Origin of the sequence: Pseudomonas koreensis, from assembly GCF_024169245.1 — a bacterium.
Lineage (GTDB): Bacteria > Pseudomonadota > Gammaproteobacteria > Pseudomonadales > Pseudomonadaceae > Aquipseudomonas > Aquipseudomonas koreensis_F.
Window position 1 is genome coordinate 5,627,810 of record NZ_JALJWP010000001.1, and the last position, 25,128, is coordinate 5,652,937.

Annotated in this window: 23 protein-coding genes; 13 read left to right on the plus strand and 10 right to left on the minus strand. The window is 61.9% G+C overall.

The genetic code is table 11. The features are described from left to right. Window positions 1-8: 8 nt before the first annotated feature. Window positions 9-1,034, minus strand: coding sequence for an NAD(P)H-dependent glycerol-3-phosphate dehydrogenase (locus tag J2Y90_RS24955; RefSeq protein ID WP_253504442.1), 1,026 nt, complete (start codon window positions 1,032-1,034; stop codon window positions 9-11). A 198-nt stretch (window positions 1,035-1,232) separates the two neighbouring features. Here J2Y90_RS24955 and J2Y90_RS24960 point away from each other — a divergent pair, with 198 nt between their 5' ends. From J2Y90_RS24960 to J2Y90_RS24985, 6 genes are all read left to right on the plus strand, one after another. Next, window positions 1,233-3,356, plus strand: a complete 2,124-nt coding sequence (locus J2Y90_RS24960; protein WP_253504444.1) for a TonB-dependent receptor plug domain-containing protein — start codon at window positions 1,233-1,235, stop codon at window positions 3,354-3,356. A gap of 1 nt (window position 3,357) precedes the next feature. Next, entirely contained in the window at window positions 3,358-4,290 is a 933-nt protein-coding gene (locus tag J2Y90_RS24965; RefSeq protein WP_253504447.1) for an ABC transporter substrate-binding protein, read from the plus strand. Then, on the plus strand, window positions 4,287-6,191 hold the full coding sequence (locus tag J2Y90_RS24970; protein WP_253504450.1) for an ATP-binding protein: 1,905 nt from the start codon (window positions 4,287-4,289) through the stop codon (window positions 6,189-6,191). Before J2Y90_RS24965 ends, J2Y90_RS24970 begins: the two co-directional genes overlap by 4 nt. A gap of 247 nt (window positions 6,192-6,438) precedes the next feature. Then, window positions 6,439-6,954, plus strand: a complete 516-nt coding sequence (gene fabA / locus J2Y90_RS24975) for a 3-hydroxyacyl-[acyl-carrier-protein] dehydratase FabA (RefSeq protein WP_253504453.1) — start codon at window positions 6,439-6,441, stop codon at window positions 6,952-6,954. A gap of 11 nt (window positions 6,955-6,965) precedes the next feature. After that, window positions 6,966-8,186, plus strand: a complete 1,221-nt coding sequence (gene fabB, locus J2Y90_RS24980) for a beta-ketoacyl-ACP synthase I (protein WP_253504456.1) — start codon at window positions 6,966-6,968, stop codon at window positions 8,184-8,186. A gap of 390 nt (window positions 8,187-8,576) precedes the next feature. Next, window positions 8,577-8,765: a hypothetical protein gene (locus tag J2Y90_RS24985; protein WP_016773646.1), complete on the plus strand. Its 189-nt coding sequence runs from the start codon at window positions 8,577-8,579 to the stop codon at window positions 8,763-8,765. A 67-nt stretch (window positions 8,766-8,832) separates the two neighbouring features. Here the strand turns inward: J2Y90_RS24985 and J2Y90_RS24990 are convergent, their stop codons facing one another. The 7 genes from J2Y90_RS24990 to J2Y90_RS25025 form a co-directional block, all read right to left on the minus strand. Continuing rightward, complete coding sequence (locus J2Y90_RS24990) at window positions 8,833-9,375, minus strand: DUF2058 domain-containing protein (protein ID WP_016773645.1); 543 nt, start codon at window positions 9,373-9,375, stop codon at window positions 8,833-8,835. Between the two features lie 26 nt (window positions 9,376-9,401). Beyond that, window positions 9,402-10,235: a nucleoside triphosphate pyrophosphohydrolase gene (mazG, locus tag J2Y90_RS24995; protein WP_253504459.1), complete on the minus strand. Its 834-nt coding sequence runs from the start codon at window positions 10,233-10,235 to the stop codon at window positions 9,402-9,404. 146 nt (window positions 10,236-10,381) lie between these two features. After that, window positions 10,382-12,625: a GTP diphosphokinase gene (relA, locus tag J2Y90_RS25005; RefSeq protein WP_039757831.1), complete on the minus strand. Its 2,244-nt coding sequence runs from the start codon at window positions 12,623-12,625 to the stop codon at window positions 10,382-10,384. A gap of 101 nt (window positions 12,626-12,726) precedes the next feature. After that, window positions 12,727-14,103: a 23S rRNA (uracil(1939)-C(5))-methyltransferase RlmD gene (rlmD, locus tag J2Y90_RS25010; RefSeq protein ID WP_253504462.1), complete on the minus strand. Its 1,377-nt coding sequence runs from the start codon at window positions 14,101-14,103 to the stop codon at window positions 12,727-12,729. Next, on the minus strand, window positions 14,103-15,005 hold the full coding sequence (gene cysM / locus J2Y90_RS25015; RefSeq protein WP_253505342.1) for a cysteine synthase CysM: 903 nt from the start codon (window positions 15,003-15,005) through the stop codon (window positions 14,103-14,105). The genes rlmD and cysM overlap by 1 nt, the downstream gene beginning before the upstream one ends. 232 nt (window positions 15,006-15,237) lie before the next feature. After that, window positions 15,238-16,662: a sensor histidine kinase gene (locus J2Y90_RS25020; RefSeq protein ID WP_253504465.1), complete on the minus strand. Its 1,425-nt coding sequence runs from the start codon at window positions 16,660-16,662 to the stop codon at window positions 15,238-15,240. Further along, window positions 16,649-17,371 carry a response regulator transcription factor gene (locus tag J2Y90_RS25025; RefSeq protein WP_253504468.1) on the minus strand — a complete coding sequence of 241 codons (723 nt, stop codon included), beginning with the start codon at window positions 17,369-17,371 and terminating at the stop codon, window positions 16,649-16,651. The genes J2Y90_RS25020 and J2Y90_RS25025 overlap by 14 nt, the downstream gene beginning before the upstream one ends. Window positions 17,372-17,576: 205 nt before the next feature. On the opposite strand from J2Y90_RS25025, the gene J2Y90_RS25030 reads away from it, so the two are divergent. Together J2Y90_RS25030 and J2Y90_RS25035 are read left to right on the plus strand one after the other, a co-directional pair. Then, entirely contained in the window at window positions 17,577-20,330 is a 2,754-nt protein-coding gene (locus tag J2Y90_RS25030) for a response regulator (protein WP_253504471.1), read from the plus strand. 81 nt (window positions 20,331-20,411) lie between these two features. Further along, window positions 20,412-21,401, plus strand: a complete 990-nt coding sequence (locus tag J2Y90_RS25035) for a 2-hydroxyacid dehydrogenase (RefSeq protein ID WP_253504474.1) — start codon at window positions 20,412-20,414, stop codon at window positions 21,399-21,401. 6 nt (window positions 21,402-21,407) lie between these two features. Here J2Y90_RS25035 and J2Y90_RS25040 read toward each other — a convergent pair whose 3' ends face one another. Then, on the minus strand, window positions 21,408-21,866 hold the full coding sequence (locus tag J2Y90_RS25040) for a hypothetical protein (RefSeq protein ID WP_253504477.1): 459 nt from the start codon (window positions 21,864-21,866) through the stop codon (window positions 21,408-21,410). Between the two features lie 134 nt (window positions 21,867-22,000). On the opposite strand from J2Y90_RS25040, the gene J2Y90_RS25045 reads away from it, so the two are divergent. Continuing rightward, complete coding sequence (locus J2Y90_RS25045) at window positions 22,001-22,435, plus strand: hypothetical protein (protein WP_039757838.1); 435 nt, start codon at window positions 22,001-22,003, stop codon at window positions 22,433-22,435. Then, window positions 22,435-22,839: an META domain-containing protein gene (locus J2Y90_RS25050; RefSeq protein WP_253504479.1), complete on the plus strand. Its 405-nt coding sequence runs from the start codon at window positions 22,435-22,437 to the stop codon at window positions 22,837-22,839. The genes J2Y90_RS25045 and J2Y90_RS25050 overlap by 1 nt, the downstream gene beginning before the upstream one ends. A gap of 246 nt (window positions 22,840-23,085) precedes the next feature. Here J2Y90_RS25050 and J2Y90_RS25055 read toward each other — a convergent pair whose 3' ends face one another. Continuing rightward, complete coding sequence (locus J2Y90_RS25055) at window positions 23,086-23,553, minus strand: TlpA disulfide reductase family protein (protein WP_253504482.1); 468 nt, start codon at window positions 23,551-23,553, stop codon at window positions 23,086-23,088. A 113-nt stretch (window positions 23,554-23,666) separates the two neighbouring features. Between J2Y90_RS25055 and arsC the strand changes: the two genes are divergently transcribed. From arsC to J2Y90_RS25070, 3 genes are read left to right on the plus strand one after another with little or no spacing between them, the layout of a single operon-like run. Further along, a complete protein-coding gene (gene arsC / locus J2Y90_RS25060) occupies window positions 23,667-24,020 on the plus strand; it encodes an arsenate reductase (glutaredoxin) (RefSeq protein ID WP_253504485.1) in 354 nt (117 codons plus the stop codon). Next, window positions 24,017-24,613, plus strand: a complete 597-nt coding sequence (gene wrbA / locus J2Y90_RS25065; RefSeq protein WP_253504488.1) for an NAD(P)H:quinone oxidoreductase — start codon at window positions 24,017-24,019, stop codon at window positions 24,611-24,613. The genes arsC and wrbA overlap by 4 nt, the downstream gene beginning before the upstream one ends. Then, window positions 24,613-25,038 (plus strand): DUF2069 domain-containing protein, encoded by a 426-nt coding sequence (locus J2Y90_RS25070; protein WP_253504491.1) that lies wholly within the window; start codon window positions 24,613-24,615, stop codon window positions 25,036-25,038. Before wrbA ends, J2Y90_RS25070 begins: the two co-directional genes overlap by 1 nt. The last annotated feature ends 90 nt before the right edge of the window (window positions 25,039-25,128 follow it).

The following is a 25,128-nucleotide window of genomic DNA, read 5'->3' on the forward strand; positions in this document are numbered from 1 at the left end:
CAGCTGAATCAGTTGAAACCGCTGGTGGAAATAAAGTCGACGTCGGTTTTCGGCTCGGCACGCATCAGTAGACCGATCACCTGCTCCAGCGTGCGTCCTTCGAACAGGATTGCGTGCAGCCCGGCGACCAGCGGCATGTACACGCCGACTTCCTGGGATTTGGCCTTGAGCACCTTGAGGGTGTTGACCCCTTCAGCGACCTCGCCCAGACGCGACACCGCTTCGTCGAGGCTCAAGCCTTGGCCGAGGGCGAAACCGACCTGATAGTTGCGGCTCTTCGGCGACGAGCAGGTCACGATCAGATCGCCGACCCCGGCGAGGCCAAGAAAGGTCATCGGGTTGGCGCCTTGATTCACGGCGAAGCGGGTCATCTCGGCCAAGGCGCGAGTGATCAGCATGCTCTTGGTGTTCTCGCCCATCTCCAGCGCCACCGCCATGCCGGCGATGATCGCGTAAACGTTTTTCAACGCCCCGCCCAGCTCGACACCGAAACGGTCGGCACTGGCGTAAACGCGGAAGGTGCGCCCGTGCAGCGCGGCTTGCACTGCTTTGCACAGCTCTTCGTCTTCGCTGGCGACCACCGTGGCGGTCAGCGCGTGTTCGGCGATTTCCCGTGCCAGGTTCGGCCCGGACAACACGCCGATGCGCGCTTGCGGGGCGATCTCTTCGAGGATCTGGCTCATCAGTTTGAAGGTGTGCGCTTCGATGCCTTTGGTCAGGCTGACCAGCATCTTGCCGCTCAAACGTTCGGCGTGGGCGGCGAGCACCGTACGCAAGGCACTGGAGGGCAGCGCGACGAAGCACAGATCGCAGGCCTCGAGGGTGGCTTGCAGATCGGTGACGGCGGTCACCCCCGGCAGAATCTTGATGCCTTTAAGGTAACGCGGGTTTTCACGATTGACCCGGATGGCCTCCGCCTGCTCGGGGTCACGCATCCACTGAAGGACTTGATGGCCGTTCTCGGCCAGCAGATTGGCCACGGCGGTACCAAAACTTCCGCCTCCCAGGACCGCAATCGGGCGCTGTTCAGTCATATGCAATCCGTTAATCCATACCAGTGGCGATGCCGGGCATTATACGGGGCGCCCCGGCCGCGGCCAGTCCCAGCAACAATTACCGACACTTGTAGGAAGAAGACCAATAAAGCCTAGGAAAATGCCTGTAACGTCACTGGAAAAGTCGCCGCCCTCGGTTAACATGCGCGCCAATTCTTCTCTACTACAGGCTGTGTCGTGTTTTCTGGCCCTCCTTCCCCGCGCTCGCCCCTGCTACTGGCGCTGCTGTTCAGCCCGCTGGTGCTGGCGGACGACCTGTTCGTCGACAGCCAAGCGCTACCGCAGGTGCTCACGGCCACGCGCCTGAAGCAGACGCCGGCAGAAGTGCCGGGAAGCATGACCGTCCTCGACAACGAATTGATCAGCGCCAGCGGTGCCCGCGACATCAGCGAACTGCTGCGGCTGGTGCCGGGCATGATGGTCGGCAGCATCAACGGCAATCAGCCGGCGGTGAATTACCACGGCACCAACGCCAGCGAAGCACGGCGCATGCAGGTGTTGATCGATGGCCGCTCGGTGTATCGCGCCGGCCTGGCGACGGTGGACTGGAGCGATATTCCGGTAGCGATGGAAGACATCGAGCGGATCGAGGTGTTTCGCGGCCCGAACACGGTCAGCTACGGCGCCAACGCGCTGATGGCGGTGATCAACATCATCACTCGCCACCCGGCGGACAGCCACGGCACGCGCCTGAAAATCACTCGCGGCCAGCGTGGCATCCACGATTTTTATGCCAGCCAGGGCACCGGTTGGGATGGCGGCGATTTGCGCCTGTCGCTGTCGGGTCAGGAAGATGACGGTTTCGACAGTGATCGCAACGGCGCCGATTACCGCGACAGTCGGCGCTTGAATCGTCTGAGTCTGGCGGTCAGCCACGACCTCAATGAAGGACAAAGCCTCGACTGGCAGTTCAACGCCAAGGACGGCAGCAATCAGCGGCCTTATACCTACCGCCCGGTGTTCTCGGGGATTACCGACGCGGGGAACAATTCCGACGTGTTGGCCAAGGATTACGCCGGCTCGGTGCGCTGGAACCTTGATATCAACCCCGAACACAGCCTGTATGTGCAAGGCTCGGCGCAGCACTGGGATCGCCAGCAGGTCTGGCGCGCCTGCGATGCCGAGGTGTCGTTCAGCCCCGAGCTGGCGCAGCTGTGGCAGCTCAACCCGAATTACACCGAACGGCTGGCGCGCAACATCAACCAGTTCACCGGCCCCGGCGCGGCACCTGGCACGCCGCAGGAAATGGCGCTGGCCAATCAAGTGCTCGAGCAATGGCGCAACGGCGCCAGCCAGACCTTGTGCGGCGATATCGACCAGAGCGCCCGCGAATCGCGCTACGACCTCGAGCTGCAGGACACCCTCAGCCTGTCCGACAGCCTGCGACTGGTCAGCGGCCTCAACTACCGCTACGACCGCGCCGATTCCGAGACCTATTTCAACGGCACCCTCGACGACACCACTTGGCGCGCCTTCGGCCAACTGGAATGGCGCGCCACCGAGCACTGGCTGCTGCAGGGCGGAGCGATGTTCGAAGACACGCAACTGATCGGCAGTTCGCTGACCCCGCGCTTCGCGGTCAACTACCTGATCAACCCGCGTCACGGCCTGCGCGCGGTGTACTCGGAGGCGATCCGTTCGCCGGACATGTTCGAGAACAACGTCAACTGGAGCTATCAGGTCAACAACCTGCGGCCCTCGGCCTACGGCCAGTCGTCGGCGCGCTATTTCGTCAAGACCCGCGGCCCCGGCGATCTCGATCAGGAGCACATGCGCTCGCGGGAATTGGGCTACAACGGTTATTTCGCCGAACTCGGTCTGGCGGTGGACGTGAAGCTGTTCTACGACGAAATCACCGGGATGATCAGCGAGCCGCTGCGCAACAACCAGTACATCGCCAGCAACACCAACAGTTCGCGCTTTCGCGGTACCGAAACGCAACTCGACTGGCGCCTCAGCAGCGCCGACCGTTTGCGCTTCACCTACGCCTTCGTCGACGCCGAGGCGAGCAATCCGCTGGATCAGCAGTTCACCTCGCGCCACAGCGGTTCCGCCGGTTGGCTGCGCAGTTGGGGCCATGGCTGGAACAGCGCCCTCTTCTATTACGGCGACAACGCGCTCAACGGTTATCGCTTCGAACGCGTCGACACGCGCATCGCCAAACGCATCTCGATTGGCAACGCGCAGCTGCAACTGGCCGGCGTGCTGCAACAGCGCCTCGACCATCAGCCAAACACCTTCGTCGATAACAATTATGACGAGCGCCGGGTGATGTATTTCAGTGCCGAGCTGGAGTTCTAGGATGCGCAACGGCTCGTCACGGAAGACGCCAACCCTTGGCCACTGGCTGGCGGGGCTCTGCCTGTTCATGACCGCGTGGCTGCACGGGGTCGCGGTGCAAGCCGCCGACATTCTCCTGACCGGCGCCGAGGAAAGCCCCGGCGTGCAGGCGTTCGTCCAAGCATTGAGTGAACTGCGCCCGACCGACAACGTGCGGTTTCAGCCGCTGGCGAGCCTGCCGGCGCCGGGCAAACTGCCGGCCAGCCTGCGCCTGATCCTGCTCGATCTGCCGAGCCTCGACTGGCGCCTGCAGGACGCGCAAGGCCCATCGACGCTGGTGTTGCGCATCAGCCGCTTGCAGGCGCGCCAGCGTTTCGCCGATGCCCACCCGGCGCGCCTGAGTCTGCTGTGGAGCGACCCGCCGCTGAGCCGGCAATTGCAACTGATCCGACGGATTCTGCCGCAGGCCCGGCGGGTCGGTGTGCTGTTCGATGAGCACGGCGAGTTCCTCATCGACGAATTGCGCGTGGCTGCGCGGCCATTGAATCTGCAGATTGTCAGCCAGCGCTGGGACAACACCCACGATAGCCGTCCGTTGCAAGCCGTGCTGAAAAACACCGACGTCTTGCTCGGCCTCGACGATCCCGATCTGTACAACTCGCAGACGGCAAAAAACCTCTTGCTCAGCAGCTACTCGCGGCAGGTTGCGCTGATCGGCCCCAACATTGCATTCGTTCGCGCTGGCAGCCTTGCCAGTACCTACAGCGATCAAAGCGACTGGCTCGCGATCCTCGACCATTTGCTCGATCAGCCGACCAGCGCATGGCCACGAACGCTTTACCCCGCTCGTTTCAAAGTCTCAAGTAATGCGCAGGTGGCTCGTTCCTTAGGCATCGAACCGTTGAATGAAGCATCTGTCGCCAGTGCCTTGGCCGAAGGAGAGCGCCGCCCATGAATTTCCGTCGCCGTTGGGACATCAACACCCGCACGCAGCTGATCAGCCTCGGCCCGGCGCTGTTGCTGACGTTGCTGCTGATCAGCTTCTTTACCTTCGTGCGCATCCAGGATTTGCGTCAGGAGCTGAACCACACCGGCCAGTTGATCGCCAACCAACTGGCCCCGGCCACGGAATACGGGGTGATCTCCGGCAACAACGAAGTGCTGGAAAGCCTGCTCAAAGCGACACTGGCCACGCCCAATGTGCGTTTTCTCGAAGTGCAGGACAGCGCCAATCGGATTCTGGTGTATGTCGAACAACCGGCCGACAGCCACAGCCGCCCGCATCAGGTCGAAGTGTTCCAGGCCCCGGTGCGCCTGCAGCGGATCGCCCTGCACAACGATTTTTTCCAGGATGGCAAAGTCAGCAACAGCGCCGCCGCCGAAGATTATCTGGGGCGGGTGATCGTCGGCCTGTCCAACGATGCCTTCAGTCAGCGCCAGCAGGAGATCCTGTTCAAGGCCGGGATTCTTGCGCTGTTCGCCCTGCTCTTCACTTTCGTCGTCGCCCGGCGTCTGGCCGGCAGTCTGTCGCAGCCGATCCGCGACATCGGCGACGCAGTCAAGGCGATTCAGGAAGGCGACTACAAAACCCCGCTGCCGATTGTCGATGACACTGAACTGGGCGCGCTGTCGCAGCACATCAACAACCTCGCCCAGGCGCTGGAACAGGCCAGTCGCGAACAGCAACAGGCGATGGCGCAACTGATCCAGACCCGCGAAGAAGCGGAAAAGGCCAACAACGCCAAATCCGACTTTCTGGCGATGATGAGCCACGAACTGCGCACGCCCATGAACGGCGTGCTGGGCATGCTGCAGTTGCTCGAAACCACCGAGATGACCGACGAGCAGGTGGAGTACGCCGCTCTCGCTTCGGAGTCGACCGAGCACTTGCTCAAGGTCATCAACGACATTCTCGACTTCTCGCGAATCGAGCGTTCGGAGCTGGAGCTGGAGCACATTCCGTTCAACCTGGCCGAGCTGATCGGCGCCTGCGCGCAGTCGTTCCAGCACAGTGCGGTGCAGCGCGGCTTGGCGCTGAATCTGCGCATTCCCGACGACATGCGCGGTTTGCAGGTGCAGGGCGATCCGACGCGGATCCGGCAGATTCTGGTCAACCTGGTCGGCAATGCCTTGAAGTTCACCGAGCAGGGTCGGGTCAGCATCGAGGCGCAATGGCAATCCCTGGATCATGACCTGCTGTGGTTCACCTGCTCGGTGCGCGACAGCGGCATCGGCATTTCATCGCAGAGCCTGGAGCTGATGTTCAATGCCTTCCAGCAGGCCGACAGTTCGATCTCCCGCCGTTACGGCGGCACCGGCCTGGGTCTGCCGATCGCGCGCACGCTCGCCGAACGCATGGGCGGCACCTTGCGCGCGCAGAGCGAAGAAGGACGCGGTTCGGTCTTCACTCTGGAGATTCCATTGGCGCTCTATAAGCAGGCAATGCCAACGCTGACCGCGCCGCGTGCGCCGAACGGTAATGGTCAGGGTGAAGGACGTCATGTGTTGCTGGTCGAAGACAACCCGGTCAACCAGACCGTGATCGAAGCGATGCTGCGCAGCCTCGGCTTCGCGGTCAGCGTGGCGACCGATGGCGCGCAAGCGGTACGCAGCGCCGGGGACGGCGACTTCGAAGTGATTCTGATGGACTGCCGCCTGCCGGTCATCGACGGCTACGAGGCCACGCGGCAGATTCGCGACCTGCCCGGCCGCCGCGATGTGCCGATCATCGCGCTGACCGCCAACGCCTTGCAGGGTGACCGCGAAACCTGTCTGGCGGCGGGGATGAACGATTACCTGGCCAAGCCGTTCAAACGCAATGACCTGCAGCAGATTTTGCAGCGCTGGGTGTCGTAGTGTGGGCCTTTCGACCATCTGCGACTGGCGTGAAAAGCGAAAGTGCGGCAGTCTTAGGCACCCGAACGAGCCCCAAAAGGGGCTTGATTAAAAATTTCAGTGCACAAGTGTACATTCATGTCCTTGGTGCTGTGACTTTCACCACAACGCAATAGTCTATGAGTAGGCTGCCGGTTCGAGGCATGAACGCCTTGAACGGTCGGGAAGATCTGCCCCACCTGCCGCATGGGATTATTGAGGAGCTCGCATGACCAAACAAAACGCCTTTACTCGGGAAGACCTGCTGCGCTGCAGTCGCGGTGAGCTGTTCGGCCCAGGTAACGCGCAACTGCCCGCCCCGAACATGCTGATGGTGGATCGCATCACCCATATCAGCGAAGAAGGCGGCAAGTACGGCAAAGGTGAATTGGTCGCCGAGCTGGATATCAACCCTGACCTGTGGTTCTTCGCCTGCCATTTCGAAGGCGATCCGGTGATGCCGGGCTGCCTGGGTCTGGATGCCATGTGGCAACTGGTCGGTTTCTTCCTGGGCTGGCAAGGCCTGCCGGGCCGCGGCCGTGCGCTGGGTTCGGGCGAGGTGAAATTCTTCGGTCAGGTGCTGCCGACCGCGCAGAAAGTCACTTACAACATTCATATCAAACGCGTCCTCAAGGGCAAGCTGAACATGGCCATCGCCGATGGTTCGGTGAGTGTCGACGGACGCGAAATCTACACCGCCGAAGGCCTGCGCGTCGGCGTGTTCACCTCCACTGACAACTTCTAAGGGTTATTCGCATGCGCCGCGTCGTTATCACTGGTCTGGGCATCGTTTCGTGCCTGGGCAATGACAAAGAGACCGTCTCCGCTAACCTGCGTGCAAGCCGCCCTGGCATCCGGTTCAACCCGGAATATGCTGAAATGGGTCTGCGTAGCCAGGTTTCCGGCTCCATCGACCTCAACCTTGAAGAGCTGATCGATCGCAAGATCTATCGCTTCGTCGGCCATGCAGCGGCTTACGCCTACCTGGCCATGAAAGACGCCATCGCTGATTCCGGCCTGACCGAAGAGCAGGTGTCCAACCCGCGCACCGGCCTGATCGCCGGCTCCGGCGGTGCCTCCACGCTGAACCAGATGGAAGCGCTGGACATCCTCCGTGAGAAAGGCGTGAAACGCGTAGGCCCGTACCGCGTCACGCGGACCATGAGCAGCACCGTTTCCGCCTGCCTGGCCACGCCATTCAAGATCAAGGGCCTGAACTACTCCATCGCTTCTGCCTGCGCTACCAGTGCTCACTGCATCGGTACCGCCATGGAACAGATCCAGATGGGCAAGCAGGACATCGTCTTCGCCGGTGGCGGTGAAGAAGAGCACTGGAGCCAGTCGTTCCTGTTCGACGCGATGGGCGCTCTGTCCAGCAAGCGCAACGACACCCCGGAACAAGCCTCCCGCGCCTACGACAAGGACCGTGACGGTTTCGTCATCGCCGGCGGCGGCGGCATGGTTGTCGTCGAAGAGCTGGAACACGCTCTGGCCCGCGGCGCGAAGATCTACGCCGAGATCGTTGGCTACGGCGCAACCTCCGACGGCTACGACATGGTTGCCCCAAGTGGCGAAGGCGCTATCCGCTGCATGCAGCAGGCGCTGTCCACCGTCGACACCCCGATCGACTACCTGAACACCCACGGCACTTCGACTCCGGTCGGCGACGTCGCGGAAATGAAAGGTGTGCGTGAAGTGTTCGGCGACAAGGCCCCAGCGATCAGCTCGACCAAGAGCCTGTCCGGTCACTCCTTGGGCGCCGCCGGCGTTCACGAAGCGATCTACTGCATGCTGATGATGGAAGGCAACTTCATTGCCGGCTCCGCCAACATCGACGAGCTCGACCCGGAAGTGGCCGATCTGCCGGTGCTGACCAAGACCCGCGAGAACGCCACCATCAACACCGTGATGAGCAACAGCTTCGGCTTCGGCGGGACCAACGCCACGCTGGTGCTGAAGCGCTGGGAAGGCAAGTAAGTCCCCGCAGCTGAGCCACACATGAAAACGCCCCGACTGGTTCGGGGCGTTTTTTTTGGCCTGCAGAAAACCACGCAGACACTACTCACAACCTGTGGGAGCGAGCTTGCTCGCGAATGCATTGTGCCAGTCCACATCTTTATTTCTGACCCACCGCATTCGCGAGCAAGCTCGCTCCCACAGGGGAATTGCGTACCCTCAAGATGAAACTTATGTCATGAAACTTACTACCCTGCGACCGAATGTCGCGGTTTACGCGGCCTGCAGCTTTGTTGCGAAATCCGCAACAACACCTTGCGCCAATCAGCGGTTTACTTAGCTGGCTAACAAATTCTATAACAGAGTCCTGCACACGCCTTGGTGCAGTAACCTGAGATCTGGAGCTAGCAGATGACTGTAAAAGTAACTGAACGCGACGATTCACACATGTCCCACGAAGGCCTGGCCGCCGGTATCCGTATCTGGGACGTGCATCAACAAGACTTGCTGGTCGGCATGTTTCACAACGAGATCGATGCCCACAACTACAAGGCCGAGCTGGAAGTGCAGGAACAGCAAAGAGAATTGAAATCCGCTTGAAACAACACAGCATTGAAAACGACAAACCCCGCCATGAGCGGGGTTCGTCGTTGTTACAGCCGTGGATTTACCACATCAGATCGTCAGGGATCTGGTAGGCCGCGTACGGATCGTCCTCGGCGTTGACCTCTTCGGTCTGCACGTTGAGCTGGACGATGCGCTGCGGGTCGCGCTCCTGGATCTTCAGCGCCGCTTCACGGGGGATCACTTCGTAGCCGCCGTTGTGATGCACGATCGCCAGCGAACCGCTGCTGAGCTTGTTGCGCATCAGCGTGTTGACCGAGATGCGCTTGACCTTCTTGTCGTCGACGAAGTTGTAGTAGTCCTCGGTGGTCAGCTTGGGCAGACGCGAGACCTCGATCAATTGCTTCACCTGCGCGGCACGGGCCTTGGCCTCGGCTTTCTCCTGCTGCTGGCGATTGAGTTCCTGGTCGCGCTTGACCTTCTCGGCCATGGCTTCCTGGGCGGCGCGCTGCTGCGAATCGTCCAGCTCGGCCTGGCCTTTGTGCGCCAGACGCTGTTGCTTCTGCTTGTCTTTGCTGACCTGCTTGGCCTGCTTTTGGTTGACCAGGCCTGCTTTGAGCAACTGGTCGCGAAGGGAAAGGCTCATCAATGCTTACTCACTTGGGCAACGGCTCAGCCGCAGCTGGGCTCATTCTTTTCCTGGCGTTTGGCTTCGCCCCAGAGGGCGTCCAACTCTTCGAGGGTGCAATCTTCCATGGGACGGTGGGTGTCGCGCAATGCCTGTTCGATAAAACGGAAACGTCTTTCAAACTTGCCGTTGGCGCCGCGCAAGGCGGTTTCCGGATCGACCTTCAGATGCCTGGCCAGATTGACCACGGAAAACAGCAGGTCGCCGATCTCGTCGGCCACCGCCAGCGGATCGTTTTCCGACATGGCTTCGAGCACTTCATCAAGCTCTTCGCGGACCTTGTCGAGCACCGGCAAGGCGTCCGGCCAGTCGAAACCGACCTGCCCGGCGCGCTTCTGCAACTTGGCTGAGCGCGACAGTGCCGGCAACGTGGCCGGCACATCGTCAAGCAGCGACAACTGCTCGGGCGCCGAAGCTTTCTCGGCGCGCTCCTCAGCCTTGATCTGTTCCCAGCGCTGCTTGACCTGCTCTTCGCTCAAGCGCGGCACGTCGAGCGGCGCGTACAGATCGCCGGTGGGAAACACGTGGGGATGGCGGCGAATCAATTTGCGCGTGATGCTGTCGATCACCCCGGCGAATTCGAACCGGCCTTCTTCCTTGGCCAACTGGCTGTAATAGACCACCTGAAACAGCAGATCGCCCAACTCGCCCTGCAAGTGATCGAGATCGCCACGCTCGATGGCATCGGCCACTTCATAGGCTTCTTCGAGGGTGTGCGGGACGATGCTCGCGTAGGTTTGCTTGATGTCCCACGGACAACCGAACCGCGGATCGCGCAGACGGGACATCAGATGGAGCAGGTCTTCGAGGGTGTACATTTTTCTAACTCTGAATAGACCTGTGGGAGCGAGCTTGCTCGCGAAGACGGCGGATCAGTCGACATCCATATTGACTGATACACCGCTTTCGCGAGCAAGCTCGCTCCCACATTGGATCGGCGCTCAACATTCGAAATCGTCGCTCTTCACGGGGTACGGTTACGCCGCGTTTCGATGATGTTCGGCAATTGCGAAATCCGCCCGAGCAAGCGCCCGAGCGCATCCAGACCGGGGATCTCGATGGTCAGCGACATCAGCGCGGTGTTGTCTTCCTTGTTCGAGCGGGTGTTGACCGCCAGCACGTTGATGCGCTCGTTGAGCAGCACCTGCGAGACGTCACGCAGCAGCCCGGAACGGTCGTAGGCGCGGATGATGATGTCCACCGGATAGGTGAGCACCGGCACCGGGCCCCAACTGACCTGAATGATCCGCTCCGGCTCGCGCCCGCCCAGTTGCAGCACCGAGGCGCAGTCCTGACGGTGAATGCTCACGCCACGGCCCTGAGTGATGTAACCGACGATCGCATCGCCCGGCAGCGGCTGGCAGCAGCCAGCCATCTGCGTCATCAGGTTGCCGACGCCCTGGATCTGGATATCGCCGCGCTTGCCCGGCTTGTAACCGGTGGCCTTGCGCGGGATCAGCTCCAGTTGCTCGTTGCCGCGCTCCGGTTCGACCAGTTGCTGCGCGAGGTTGACCAGATGCGCCTGACGCAGATCGCCAGCACCGAGGGCGGCGAACATGTCTTCGGCGGTTTTCATGTTGGCCTTTTCGGCCAGCTTGTCGAAATCCACCGCCGGCAGGCCGAGGCGATTGAGTTCGCGCTCGATCAGGGTTTTCCCGGCCGCAACGTTCTGATCGCGAGCCTGCAACTTGAACCAGTGAACGATCTTCGCCCGCGCCCGCGAGGTGGTCACGTAACCGAGGTTCGGGTTCAGCCAGTCGCGGCTCGGCGTGCCGTGTTTGCTGGTAATGATCTCGACCTGCTCGCCGGTCTGCAGGCTGTAGTTCAGCGGCACGATACGGCCGTTGATCTTCGCGCCGCGACAGTTGTGGCCGATTTCGGTGTGCACCCGGTAGGCGAAATCCAGCGGCGTCGCGCCCTTCGGCAAGTCGATGGCGTGTCCGTCGGGGGTGAAGATGTAAACCCGATCAGGCTCGATGTCGACGCGCAGCTGTTCAGCCAGACCGCCGATATCACCGAGCTCTTCGTGCCATTCGAGCACCTGACGCAGCCAGGAGATTTTCTCTTCGTAATGGTTCGAGCCGGATTTGACGTCGGTGCCCTTGTAGCGCCAGTGCGCGCAGACGCCGAGTTCGGCTTCTTCGTGCATCGAATGGGTGCGGATCTGCACCTCGAGGACCTTGCCCTCCGGGCCGATCACCGCCGTGTGCAGCGAGCGGTAGCCGTTCTCTTTCGGGTTGGCGATGTAGTCGTCGAACTCTTTCGGGATATGCCGCCACAGGGTGTGGACGATGCCGAGCGCGGTGTAGCAGTCGCGCATTTCCGGCACCAGCACGCGCACGGCGCGAACGTCGTAGATCTGGCTGAATTCCAGACCCTTGCGCTGCATTTTGCGCCAGATCGAGTAGATGTGTTTGGCCCGGCCGCTGATGTCGGCGTCGACACCGGTGGCCTGCAGTTCGTCCTTGAGCTGGGTCATCACGTCGCTGATGAAGCGCTCGCGGTCCAGCCGCCGCTCGTGGAGCAACTTGGCGATCTGCTTGTATTGATCGGGTTCGAGATAGCGGAAGGACAAGTCCTCCAGCTCCCACTTGATATGACCGATGCCGAGGCGATGCGCGAGTGGCGCATAGATGTCGAAGACTTCCCGGGCGACGCGGTTGCGCTTTTCATCGTCGGCGGTTTTTACCGCGCGAATGGCGCAGGTGCGTTCGGCCAGTTTGATCAGCGCAACGCGCACGTCATCGACCATCGCCACGAGCATCTTGCGCAGGTTTTCGACCTGCCCTTGCGTGCCCATGACCATTGACTGCCGTGGGCTGAGACTGGCACTGATGGCGGCCATGCGCTGCACGCCGTCGATGAGCTTGGCCACCACCGGGCCGAAGCGCTGGCCGACTGCTGCCAGTTCGATCTGCCCTTCGCGCACGCCGCGATACAACACAGCGGCGACCAGTGAATCCTGATCGAGCTTGAGGTCGGCGAGGATTTCGGCGATCTCAAGGCCAGTGCTGAAACTGCCGGAGCCTTCGGCCCACAGGTTCTTCTTCGCGTTGGACTGCTGTTCGGCCTCGCGAGCGAACTCGCAGGCTTCTTTCAAGGCCTCGCGATCCAGTGCCAGATCGACACTGACCGCGTGATCGAGCCAGGCCTCGAGATTGATACTGCCGTCGGTGTTGATCGGCTGGTGTGCTCTCACCTGTACCATGCTGCTTTACCTTCCCTACGACGCAGATTCAATGCGTCAAATCGCTGATCCTCAGGGTCCGTTCGCGCTCGCGGGGCTCAGGCGAGCGCTGCGCGGACAGATCAGACGGATTCAGACGAGCCGTCCTGGCTCGCTTCAAATAACGCCATGGCCTCGACATGTGCCGTCTGAGGAAACATATCGAGAATCCCGGCACGTTTTAACCGGTAGCCCTGCTTGATCAATTCCTGCGTGTCGCGCGCCAGCGTAGCCGGGTTGCACGACACGTATACCAACCGTCTGGCGCCCAGGGCCGCGAGCTTGCGCACCACCTCGAAAGCACCGTCACGCGGTGGGTCCAAGAGTACCGCAGAAAAGCCGTTTCCGATCCACTGAGCATCGGTCAAAGGCTGGGATAAATCGGCTTGAAAAAACTTTGTGTTATGCAAATTGTTACTGACGGCATTCGCAGCGGCACGCTCGACCATGGTCTGCACACCCTCCACCGCCACCAGTTCACGTACGCTTTTGGCCAGCGGCAGAGCAAAATTGCCCAGCCCGCAGAACAGATCGAGCACGCGCTCGTCAGCCGTCGGCCTCAGCCACTCCAGCGCCTGAGCGATCATCGCTTCGTTGACCCCGGCGTTGACCTGAACAAAGTCTCCCGGCCGGTACGCCAGTTCGAGATCCCACTGCTCCAGACGATAACCGAGGCTCTGACCGGCCTCGACCGGTTGCGGTTCACCTTCGCCATGCAACCACAACTGCGCCTGATGGAACTGGCAGAAATCCTTGAGAATCGTCAGGTCCGCTTCGGACAACGGCGCCATGTGCCGCAGCAACACCGCCAATGAGGAACCGCTGAACAGCTCGACATGGCCCAGCGCCTGGGGCTTGCTCAAGCGCCGCAACATCTCCGGCAAACGGGTCATGATCGGCTGCAAGGGCTGTACCAGCACCGGGCATTCGCTGATCGCGACGATGTCCTGACTGCCGGCGGCGCGGAAACCCACTTCGAGCTTCTTCGCTTTCATGTCCCAGCGCACGGCGATGCGTGCGCGCCGGCGGTAGCCGTATTCCGGGCCGGTCAGCGGCGCTGCCCATTCTTCGGGTTCGACACTGGCGACCCGCGACAACTGCTCGGCCAGCATGCGCTGTTTCAGGGCGAGTTGTTCTGCATGGGGCAAGTGCTGGACGCTGCAACCGCCACAGCGGCCGAAGTGCGCGCACGCTGCCGGACGACGCAGGTCGCTTGCGGTAAACACGCGCTCGGTGCGCGCCTCGACTACTTTGCCGTGGGCGCCGAGCACCCGCGCTTCGACCTCTTCACCGGCAAGGGCGCCGAGGACGAACCAGGTTTTGCCTTCGAAAAACGCGATGCCGCGGCCGTCATTGGCCAAGCGCTCGATGCTCAAGCGCTGCTTTTTACCGGTCGGAATTTGCGGCGCCTTGCTGCCACCCGTGGGCTGGAAACGCAGGCCTCGTTCGTGCTTGGCCATCAGTTCGGCGCGTCGAAAATGCCGGTCGACAGATATCGGTCGCCACGGTCGCAGATGATCGCGACGATCACCGCGTTTTCAACTTCTCGGGACAGGCGCAGCATCGCTGCCACCGCACCGCCGGAGGACACGCCGCAGAAGATGCCTTCTTCACGGGCCAGGCGACGGGTGACGTCTTCGGCTTCGCTTTGCGCCATGTCGACGATGTGATCGACGCGGTCAGCCTGATAGATCTTCGGCAGGTATTCCTGCGGCCAGCGGCGGATGCCGGGAATGGCCGAGCCTTCCATCGGTTGCAGGCCGACAATCTGTACGCTGTCGCTCTGTTCTTTGAGGTAGCGCGACACGCCCATGATGGTCCCGGTGGTGCCCATCGAACTGACGAAATGGGTGATGCTGCCCTGGGTCTGACGCCAGATTTCCGGACCGGTGGTGGTGTAGTGCGCTTCAGGGTTGTCGCCGTTGGCGAACTGGTCGAGCACCTTGCCACGGCCTTCGGCTTCCATACGCTGGGCCAGATCGCGGGCGCCTTCCATGCCCTCTTCCTGCGTGACCAGAATCAGCTCGGCACCGTAAGCGGTCATCGCCGCTTTGCGCTCGGCGCTGGAGTTGTCCGGCATGATCAGGATCATCTTGTAACCCTTGATCGCAGCGGCCATCGCCAGAGCGATACCGGTGTTGCCGGAAGTCGCCTCGATCAGCGTATCGCCGGGATTGATCTGCCCGCGCAACTCGGCACGCGTGATCATCGACAGCGCCGGCCGGTCCTTGACCGAACCCGCCGGGTTGTTCCCTTCGAGCTTGAGCAAAAGGGTGTTGCTGGTGGCGCCGGGCAGGCGCTGCAAACGCACCAGCGGCGTGTTGCCGACGCAATCGGCGATGGTTGGGTACTGCAGGGTCATGGCGTATTCGCAATCCAGACGTGCGGGGGCGCCTATCATACCGGCAAACCCGCGCAGGCCATATCACGCAAAGTGCGGTGCTTATGGTTTATGGGAATAAGCAAATAAAAGTCGCGCCAGTGGTGCGACTTTTATTTGAGTAACACACAGTTCGTAGTGCTGCTTGGAATTCGCGAGCAGGCTCGCTCCCACAGGAGTTAGTGTCAGCAGTGATGACACTATTAACGGTAGATCACACAGCCTGAGGCGAACCGAGCCCCATTGTGGGAGCGAGCCTGCTCGCGAAGGCGTCCGTATGGGCGACACCATCATCCGCCAACAAACGCAAATTCAACCGCAACCCCGCCCCGATATTTTCCGCCCAGAGCAACCCGCCCTGGCGTTGCACCGCGTTACGCGCAATGCTCAACCCCAGCCCAAACCCGCCATCCCCCGGCCGCGATCCGTCCAGTCGAATGAACGGCGAAAAAATCCGCTGCAGATCCTCTTCAGCCACGCCGCCGCCCTCATCTTCAAGCCACAAATGCCAATACTCACCATCGCGCCGGCCATCCAGCCGCACAATCCCGCCCTCAGGCGAGTGACGAATGGCGTTGCGCAGGATGTTTTCCAGCGCTTGCGCCAGGGTATTGAGGTTGCCGCGCACCCAGCACGATGCCTCGACCGAGCATCGCAATTGCAGACTCGGCCAGCCGCTTTCATAACAGGCGTTGTCGGTGAGCATTTCCCACAGTGCCTGAATCTGGATCGCTTCCTCTGGTAACGGCGAGCGGTCGGTGTCGAGCCAGGCCAGTTGCAGCGTGTCTTCGACCAAGCGTTGCATGCCGTCCACCTCGCGGCCGATGCGTTCGCGCAGTTGCGGCAGGCCCTGTTCGCTCTCGCTGGCCACGCGCAAGCGGCTCAGCGGCGTGCGCAACTCATGCGACAGGTCGCGCAACAATTGCTGTTGCAGGGCGACGGTGGTTTGCAGGCGTTCGGACATGGAATCGAAGGCCAGCGCCAGCTCACCGAGTTCATCCGGGCGCTGGGTGATGCCGCTCGACAGGCGCACATTCAGTTGGTCGGCGCGCCAGGCGTTGGCCTGTTCGCGCAGGTTGTTCAGCGGCACCACCAGCAGGCGATACAGGCCGACACACAGCAACAGGGTGAACAGTCCGGGAATCACGCCGTTGGTGATCACGCGCCAGAACACCCGGTACTTGCCCGGAACAAAGCGCTCGGGCAATTCGATGACCAGAATGCCGGCCGCCGGATCCTGGGGAAACGGTACCCGCAGCCACGGCCGGCCCTTTTTGTGGATCGGCCAGTCGAGACCACGCAGAAAGGTCAGGTGCTGCACCTCCGCGGCGTTCAACGGCTGGCTGCTCAGCGACTGCAAATCAGCGCCGATCACCCCCACCCAACTGGCCTCGCGCAATTCCATGCTTCGCAACCAGTCATCGACACCATCGCGCCCGCCGCGCTGCCACGCCTGTTCGGCTTGGGCGGCATAACGGCTGAGGGTGTGGCGCGCTTCACTGGAGAGGAACTGATTGCGCTCCTCCATGTAGCGACCCCACGACCAGCTCAGCCAGATCATCAACAGACAGAACGCCACCAGCAGGCACGCCAGTTTCCAGAACAGCGAATGCCGCCCCGGCAGGTCAGACAGTTTCATCGGCGGCGCTCAAGACATAGCCCTTGCCCCACACCGTGCGCACTTCGCGTTCGGTGTAACCGATGGCTTTGAGTTTGCGGCGGATCTGGCTGATGTGCATATCGAGGCTGCGGTCGTGGGCAGCAAAACCGCGTTGCAGAACGTGCTGATAAAGGAAGGCTTTGCTCAGCACTTCCTCGTGGTTGCGGTGCAGGGTTTCCAGCAGACGGAATTCGCTGCGGGTCAGCCCGGCCGCTTGCTCGCGGAAGAAAACGTCGCACTGTTCGTCATCGAAACGCAGGGTGCCGCTGACCACCGCAGCGGTAACCGCAGGCGGGCGCCGATCCAGGGCCACGCGGCGCAGGATCGCTTCGATGCGCACATGCAACTCGGCCATGCTGAACGGCTTGGGCAGATAGTCATCGGCACCGAGGCGAAAACCGCTGATGCGATCGGCCTCGGCACCCAGCGCCGACATCAGCAGCACTGGCGTCGAATGGCTCTGGCGCAATTGCGTCAACAACTGCAGACCATCGAGCCCCGGCAGCAGAATGTCCATCAGCACCACGTCGAAAGGCTGGTGCTGGGCGATATTGAGACCTTCCTGGCCGTTCTGGCACCAGGTCACCTGAAAACCGCTGCGGCCCAGATGCTCGTGCACATAGGCGCCGAGGACCGGATCGTCTTCAATGGAAAGGATGCGTGGCTGGCCAGCGGAAACAGGAGTCATGAGTATCTGCAAGTAATTCTCAGTTGGCGGATTATTCAAGATTGTCCGACAGCGGGCAACACAAGCTTCGCCTGTCGGACGAACGCGTGCACGGGGGCGCTGCATTTTCCGCAAGATTGCCCGCCTGCAAATCGCTACACTGCGCCCATGTCGCGTGCCGGATGCACGCATGTGTCAACAGATCAGCGGGATGCGGGAGATAGGCGTGCTCAAGAAACTGGGAATCAAAGGTCGCGTGCTGTTGCTGACCTTGTTGCCGACCAGCCTGATGGCGCTGGTGCTGGGTGGCTATTTCACCTGGACGCAGCAGACCGACCTGCAGAGCCAATTGCTGCAGCGCGGCGAAATGATTGCCGAGCAACTGGCGCCGCTGGTGGCACCGGCAATGGGCCACGGCGATGCCGAGCTGCTCGAACGCGTCGCCACCCAATCCCTTGAACAACCGGACGTGCGTGCGGTGACCTTCCTCGCGGCGGACCGCTCGCCACTGGCCCACGCTGGCCCGACCATGCTCAATCAGGCGCCGAGCGGCGACAGCGCTCTGTTGCAACGGCGCAGCGGCAATGACGCAACGCGTTACCTGATGCCGGTGTTCGGCAAGCACCGCAACCTTGCCGGTGAAATCATCCCCGAAGAATCCGAACGGCTGCTGGGCTGGGTCGAGCTGGAACTGTCGCACAACGGCATGTTGCTGCGCGGCTATCGCAGCCTGTTCGCCAGCCTGCTGCTGATCGCCGCCGGACTTGCCGGCGCCGCCCTCCTCGCGTTGCGCATGGGCCGCACCATCAACCGTCCGCTGAGCCAGATCAAACAAGCGGTCGCCCAACTCAAGGACGGTCATCTGGAAACCCGCTTGCCGCCCCTCGGCAGTCAGGAACTGGACGAACTGGCCTCCGGCATCAACCGCATGGCCGGCACCCTGCAGAACGCTCGCGAAGAGTTGCAGCACAGCGTCGATCAGGCCACCGAAGACGTGCGGCAGAATCTGGAAACCATCGAGATCCAGAACATCGAACTGGACCTGGCGCGCAAAGAGGCGCTGGAAGCGAGCCGGATCAAATCCGAATTTCTTGCCAACATGAGCCACGAGATCCGCACCCCGCTCAACGGCATTCTCGGCTTCACTCACTTGTTGCAGAAAAGCGAACTGACTCCGCGCCAGCTCGACTATCTGGGCACCATCGAAAAGTCGGCCGACAGTCTGTTGGGGATCATCAACGAGATTCTCGATTTTTCGAAGATCGAGGCCGGCAAACTGGTGCTCGATCACATTCCGTTCAACCTGCGTGATCTGTTGCAGGACACCCTCACCATTCTCGCCCCGGCGGCGCATGCCAAGCAGCTCGAGCTGGTCAGTCTGGTCTATCGCGACACGCCGCTGTCGCTGGTCGGTGATCCGCTGCGTCTGAAGCAGATCCTCACCAACCTGGTGAGCAATGCGATCAAGTTCACCCGCGAAGGCACCATCGTCGCCCGGGCGATGCTTGAAGAAGAACACGAAGACAGTGTGCAACTGCGCATCAGCATTCAGGACACCGGCATTGGCCTGTCGAGTCAGGACGTGCGTGCGTTGTTCCAGGCCTTCAGTCAGGCCGACAATTCGCTGTCACGGCAGCCCGGCGGCACGGGTCTGGGGCTGGTGATTTCCAAGCGTCTGATCGAGCAGATGGGCGGCGAGATCGGCGTCGACAGCACCCCGGGCGAAGGTTCGGAATTCTGGATCAGCCTGAGCCTGCCGAAGACTCGCGACGACGCCGAAGACCTGCCCGCCGCGCCATTGCTCGGGCGCCGCGTGGCGGTACTGGAAAATCACGAACTGGCGCGTCAGGCCTTGCAGCATCAACTGGAAGACTGCGGCCTCGATGTCACGCCGTTCAATACCCTGGAAAGCCTGAGCAATGGCGTCACCGGCGCGCATCAGACCGATCAGGCGATCGATCTGGCGGTCATCGGCATCACCAGCAACGACATGCTCCCGGAACGTTTGAACCAGCACATCTGGGACCTCGAACACTTGGGCTGCAAAGTGCTGGTGCTGTGCCCGACCACCGAGCAGACGCTGTTCCATCTGTCGGTGCCCAACCCGCACAGCCAGCTTCAAGCCAAACCGGCGTGCACGCGCAAGTTGCGCCGAGCCCTGGCCGATCTGGTCAATCCGCGCCAGACCCGCAGCGAACCGGGCGAGCCGCTGTCGAGTCGTGCGCCGCGCGTGCTGTGCGTCGACGACAACCCGGCCAATCTGCTGCTGGTGCAGACCCTGCTCGAAGACATGGGCGCCCGCGTGCTCGCGGTGGAAAGTGGTTACGCAGCAGTGAAAGCGGTGCAGAGCGAATCTTTCGATCTGGTGCTGATGGACGTGCAGATGCCGGGCATGGACGGTCGCCAGACCACCGAAACCATTCGCCAATGGGAAAGCGAGCGGCACTGCACACCGCTGCCGATCGTCGCCCTCACCGCCCACGCCATGGCCAACGAAAAACGCGCGCTGCTGCAAAGCGGCATGGACGACTACCTGACCAAACCGATCAGCGAGCGGCAACTGGCACAGGTGGTGTTGAAGTGGACCGGGCTGGCCCTGCGCAATCAGGCGCCGGATCGCAGCGGTGACAGCGCGGCGAGTCAGCAGGAACTGCCGGTGGTCGATCACGAAGAGGGCCTGCGTCTGGCGGCCGGCAAGGCGGATCTGGCGGCGGACATGCTCGCCATGCTGCTGGCCTCGCTGGAAGCCGACCGCGAAGCGATTCGCGCCGCGCGTGACAGTCACGACCAGAATGCCTTGCTCGAACGCGTGCACCGCCTGCACGGCGCGACCCGTTATTGCGGCGTGCCGCAACTGCGTGCGGCTTGCCAGCGCAGCGAAACCCTGCTCAAGCAGGACGATCCGAAAGCCGCTGCCGCGCTGGATGAACTGGAGCGCTCGATCAACCGACTCGCGGCGCAGGCGCGTATCAGCGCCTGATCCACGGCAAGGCAGCGCGCGCGCAAAGCGCTACAGTTGTCGCGGGCGATTGCGGCCCGCGTCGATGTTCCAGGAGGATTCATGCGCACGATCTTTTTCAGCAGTCAGACCTACGACCGCGACAGCTTCGTTGGCGCCGACTGCCCGGCCGGGCTCGAACTGCACTTTCAAGCGGCGCGCCTCAGCCTCGATACGGCGGCTTTGGCCGAGCAGCACGAAGTGGTCTGTGCGTTCATCAATGATGATCTCAGCGCCCCGGTGCTCGAACGCCTCGCGGCTGGTGGCACGCGGCTGATTGCCCTGCGTTCGGCGGGTTACAACCATGTCGACCTGTCGGCGGCGAAGCGCCTCGGCCTGGCCGTCGTGCGTGTGCCGGCCTACTCACCGCACGCCGTGGCCGAACATGCCGTCGCGCTGATCCTCGCCCTCAACCGTCGCCTGCACCGTGCCTACAACCGCACCCGCGAAGGCGACTTCAGCCTGCATGGCCTGACCGGTTTCGATCTGGTCGGCAAAACTGTCGGCATCGTTGGCACCGGGCAGATTGGCGCAACCTTCGCGAAAATCATGCACGGATTCGGCTGTGAACTGCTGGCCTACGACCCGTATCCCAATCCCGAGGTGCTGGCCTTGGGCGCGCGTTATCTGAGCCTGCCGGAGTTGCTCGCGCAGTCGCGGATCATCAGCCTGCATTGCCCGCTCAACGAGCAGAGCAAGCACCTGATCAATCGCCAGTCACTGGCGCACATGCAGGCGGGGGCGATGCTGATCAACACCGGGCGCGGTGGTCTGGTGGACACCCCTGCGCTGATCGACGCGCTGAAGGACGGTCAACTCGGGTATCTGGGGCTGGATGTTTATGAGGAAGAGGCGCAGCTGTTTTTCGAGGATCGCTCCGACCTGCCGTTGCAGGACGATGTGCTGGCGCGCCTGCTGACGTTTCCCAACGTGATCATCACTGCGCATCAGGCCTTTCTGACCCGCGAAGCACTGGGCGCGATTGCCGCCACCACGCTGCACAACATCGCGACCTGGGCGGCAGGTGCGCCGCAGAACCAGGTCGAGGGTTGAACCGTCTTACTTGGGCAGCGAAGACGCCAGGATCAGCAAGCCCAGCCAACCGAAACCAAGCAGACGTTGCTTGCTCGAATGGCCGCTGCGCAGCAGGAACCAGACGAAAAACCCCGGCAACAGAAACACCATGATTTTCAGCCAGCCTTCCAGCGGACGGCTGCCATCAGCGTTGAGCGGTTGTTGTGCCTGGCGAGCCTCTTCCGCCGCCTGCTGACGACGACGGCGCCCTGCTGCTGCGGGCATCACTCTCGGTAGCGGTTCTGCCGCCGGAGGCAAAAACGCCTCGGGTACAGCCTTGTTGCGGGGCAGGCTGCCGAAGGAGATTGTCGCGGGCTGCGCCGCTGCCGCCGCGGACTGCGCCTGCATGGCAGCGTGTTCGGCCATCGGGGCGCCGCAGTGAATGCACACCAGCGCTTCGGAACTGATGCTCCGCTTGCATTCATAACATTCGATCAGCGCCATGTTCCGTTCCTTCAGATTCGGGGGCCGGCAGTTTGCCATGACTGTCGGTGCATTTGAACCGGATCGAAGGTCGCACGCGTGCATCATTCTGCAATCGAGCCCGTGCTAGCATGTCGCGCATATTTGGAGGACCCATGGTCGAACACGATTTCCGCTACACCCTGATGAACCCGCAACACACCCTCACCGAATGCCGCGCCCTGGTTCCGGGCCGCTATCAGGTGACCGGCAACGGTGGCTCGATCCGCATCGGCGATGCCCTGTTGGTCACGCTCAAAGGCAGCAAGGATCTGTCCATGCGCCTGACCGTCGACACAGTACGCCATCTGATCAACCCGCCGGGCCAATGGACCGCAATGACCACAGGCCCGGTGTTCGGCGAACTGGCGATTCACACCTGGCAGGTCAACTGCGACAGCTGCGCGAAAGAGCTGAGCTTTGAATTCGCCGTGGACGCCAAACTCGGCAAAACCGCGGAAAAACCGGCTGCCACCGCACGCATTGCCGAACTGGGCTGGAAGGCCGTTGGCGACAAACACCTGTGCCCGAAATGCCAGGAGCCTGCGTGATGAAACGGCTTGCCCTGACCGCGCTGATCGGTGTCGGCCTGGTCGGTTGCGCCGCAGAGCCGGTGCAACTGCAGCACAACCGCAGCTACATTCTGGAATGGATCGGCGAGCGGCCGTTGATGGATTACAGCCATCTGACCGTAACCCTCGGCGATGACGGTCGCGCCTACGGCAACGGCGGCTGCAACCATTGGTTCGCGCCCTATGCGCAGGACGGCGACAAGCTGACCTTCGGCAAGATCGGCAAGACCCGCAAGCTATGTGCCCCGGCGGTGATGGAGCAGGAACAGCGCTTTTTGCAGGCGCTGGAAAAAGTCGAGCGCTGGGACATTTCGCCGATCGAGCAGGTGCGCTTCTGGCCGGCTGAAGGCAAGCCGTTGCGTTGGTGGCTGGAAGAGGGCTGAGCCACACTCGCTGAACACCGCCTGATCGTTCCCGCGCTCCGCGTGGGAGCGCATCAAGTGACGCTCTGCGTCACAGGGACGCGGAGCGTCCCGGGCGGCATTCCCACGCAGAGCGTGGGAACGATCCTGATCGTCTTTGGCGGATGCATGATCGACTCGGTGTCTCAGGTCGATGTGTGACGAAAGACACCTCGGTCGGCCCCCTCTCCCTCTGGGAGAGGGCTGGGGTGAGGGGCTTCTGGCGATTTACTTCGTAGCCTGCAACGACTCGAGTTTGGCCATCACCCCCGCCGCCGTCTGCTCACCCAGCAATTGTTCACGCACCTTGCCCTTGTCATCGATGATGAAGGTCACCGGCAGCGCCTCACTGCGCGGCAGGTCGAACAGCTCTGCCGGATCCTGCGCGAGCACGGTGAACTTGATGCCGAGTTTCTCGCTGGCTTCTTTCAGCTCCGCGCCCTGCACATTGTCGAAATTGACCCCGAACACACCAACGTTCTTGCTCTTGAGTTCGTTAGCCAAATGGTTGAGCTCGGGGATTTCCGTGCGGCAAGGGCCACACCATTCGGCCCAGTAATTAAGCACAATCCAATGTTTGTCGAGACGTTCGGACGCTACCTTCTGGCCGTTCTGGTCGATCCCGTAATCATTGCCGCAGCCCCCCAGCATCAACGCCCCGATAATGGTCAATGCCGCTGCCAATCGCCTTGTCATGTCGTGTTCCTTGTGAAAATTCGAAAGCGCCTGCGACCCATCGCCTCTGACGGTTCTGGATTGCGCGCCGCACAGTTAGAATAGCCGCCACTTTACGCCAGAAGCGACCCGCCATGACCGATCTGACGCTTTATCACAATCCGCGCTGCTCGAAATCCCGCGCCGCCCTGGACCTGCTCGAAGCCCGCGGCTTGCAGCCGACTATCGTGCGTTATCTGGAAACGCCGCTGAATGCCGCGCAGATCAAGGCTCTGCTCGACAAGCTCGGAATCAGCGCGCGGCAGCTGCTGCGCACTGGCGAAGAGGAATACAAAACCCTGAACCTGGCGGACGCCAGTCTCAGCGAGCAGCAATTGATCGAGGCCATCGCTGCGCACCCGAAACTCATGGAGCGGCCGATTCTGGAAGTCGGCGACAAGGCCGTCATCGGTCGCCCGCCGGAAAACGTGCTGGAGTTGTTGCCATGAGCACGCTGTACATTCTGGTTCTCTATTACAGCCGCAGCGGTTCGACCAACGAGATGGCCCGGCAGATCGCCCGAGGTGTCGAACAGGCCGGAATGGAAGCGCGTTTGCGCACAGTGCCGGCGATTTCCACCGAGTGCGAAGCGGTGGCCGCGAATATTCCCGATGAAGGCGCGCTCTACGCCAGCCTCGACGATTTGAAGAACTGCGCCGGTCTCGCCCTGGGCAGTCCGACGCGTTTCGGCAATATGGCCGCGCCGCTCAAATATTTTCTGGACGGCACCAGCAACCTGTGGCTGACCGGCGCGCTGGTCGGCAAACCTGCCGGTGTGTTCACTTCCACCGCCAGCCTGCACGGCGGTCAGGAAACCACGCTGCTGTCGATGATGTTGCCACTGTTGCACCACGGCATGCTGATCACTGGCCTGCCCTACAGCGAATCGGCCCTGCTCGAAACCGAAGGTGGCGGCACGCCTTACGGCGCCAGCCATCACGCTGGTGCTGACGGCAAGAACGGTCTCGATCAGCACGAAATGGCGCTGTGTCGCGCCCTCGGTCTGCGTCTGGCGAAAACCGCGCAGAAACTGGTGGGCTGATGGCGAAGAAGCCGAAAGTCCTGCCCTCGGTGGCGTGGCTTGAGCCACGGGTGAAGGCGATGCGCGTGCTCAGCCTGCTGAGCTTTTTCGCCCTCGCCGGGTTGCTCGCCGCTTATTACCTGCTGTTCGCCGACCTGCATGGCGCGCGGCCGTGGGTGATTCTACTGGTCGAGCTGATCCCGTGGCTGGTGCTTGCCCCGGCGATGATCATGGGCAGCGCCCGTGGCCATTCGTGGATGTGTTTTGTGGTGAACCTGTATTTCATCAAGGGTGCACTGGCGGCGTACGACCCCAACCGGCAGCTGTTCGGCCTGCTGGAAATGGCCGCGAGCCTGGCGGTGTTCTGCTCGGCGCTGCTGTATGTGCGCTGGCGCTATCAGTTGAATCGCAAATTGGCTGGCGAAGGCGAAGTCTCCGTCGCCTGACAAATAGCTATCGCGAGCAGGCTCACTCCTACAGGGGATTTGTGTACGCCACAGATCCCCTGTAGGAGTGAGCCTGCTCGCGACAGGAGC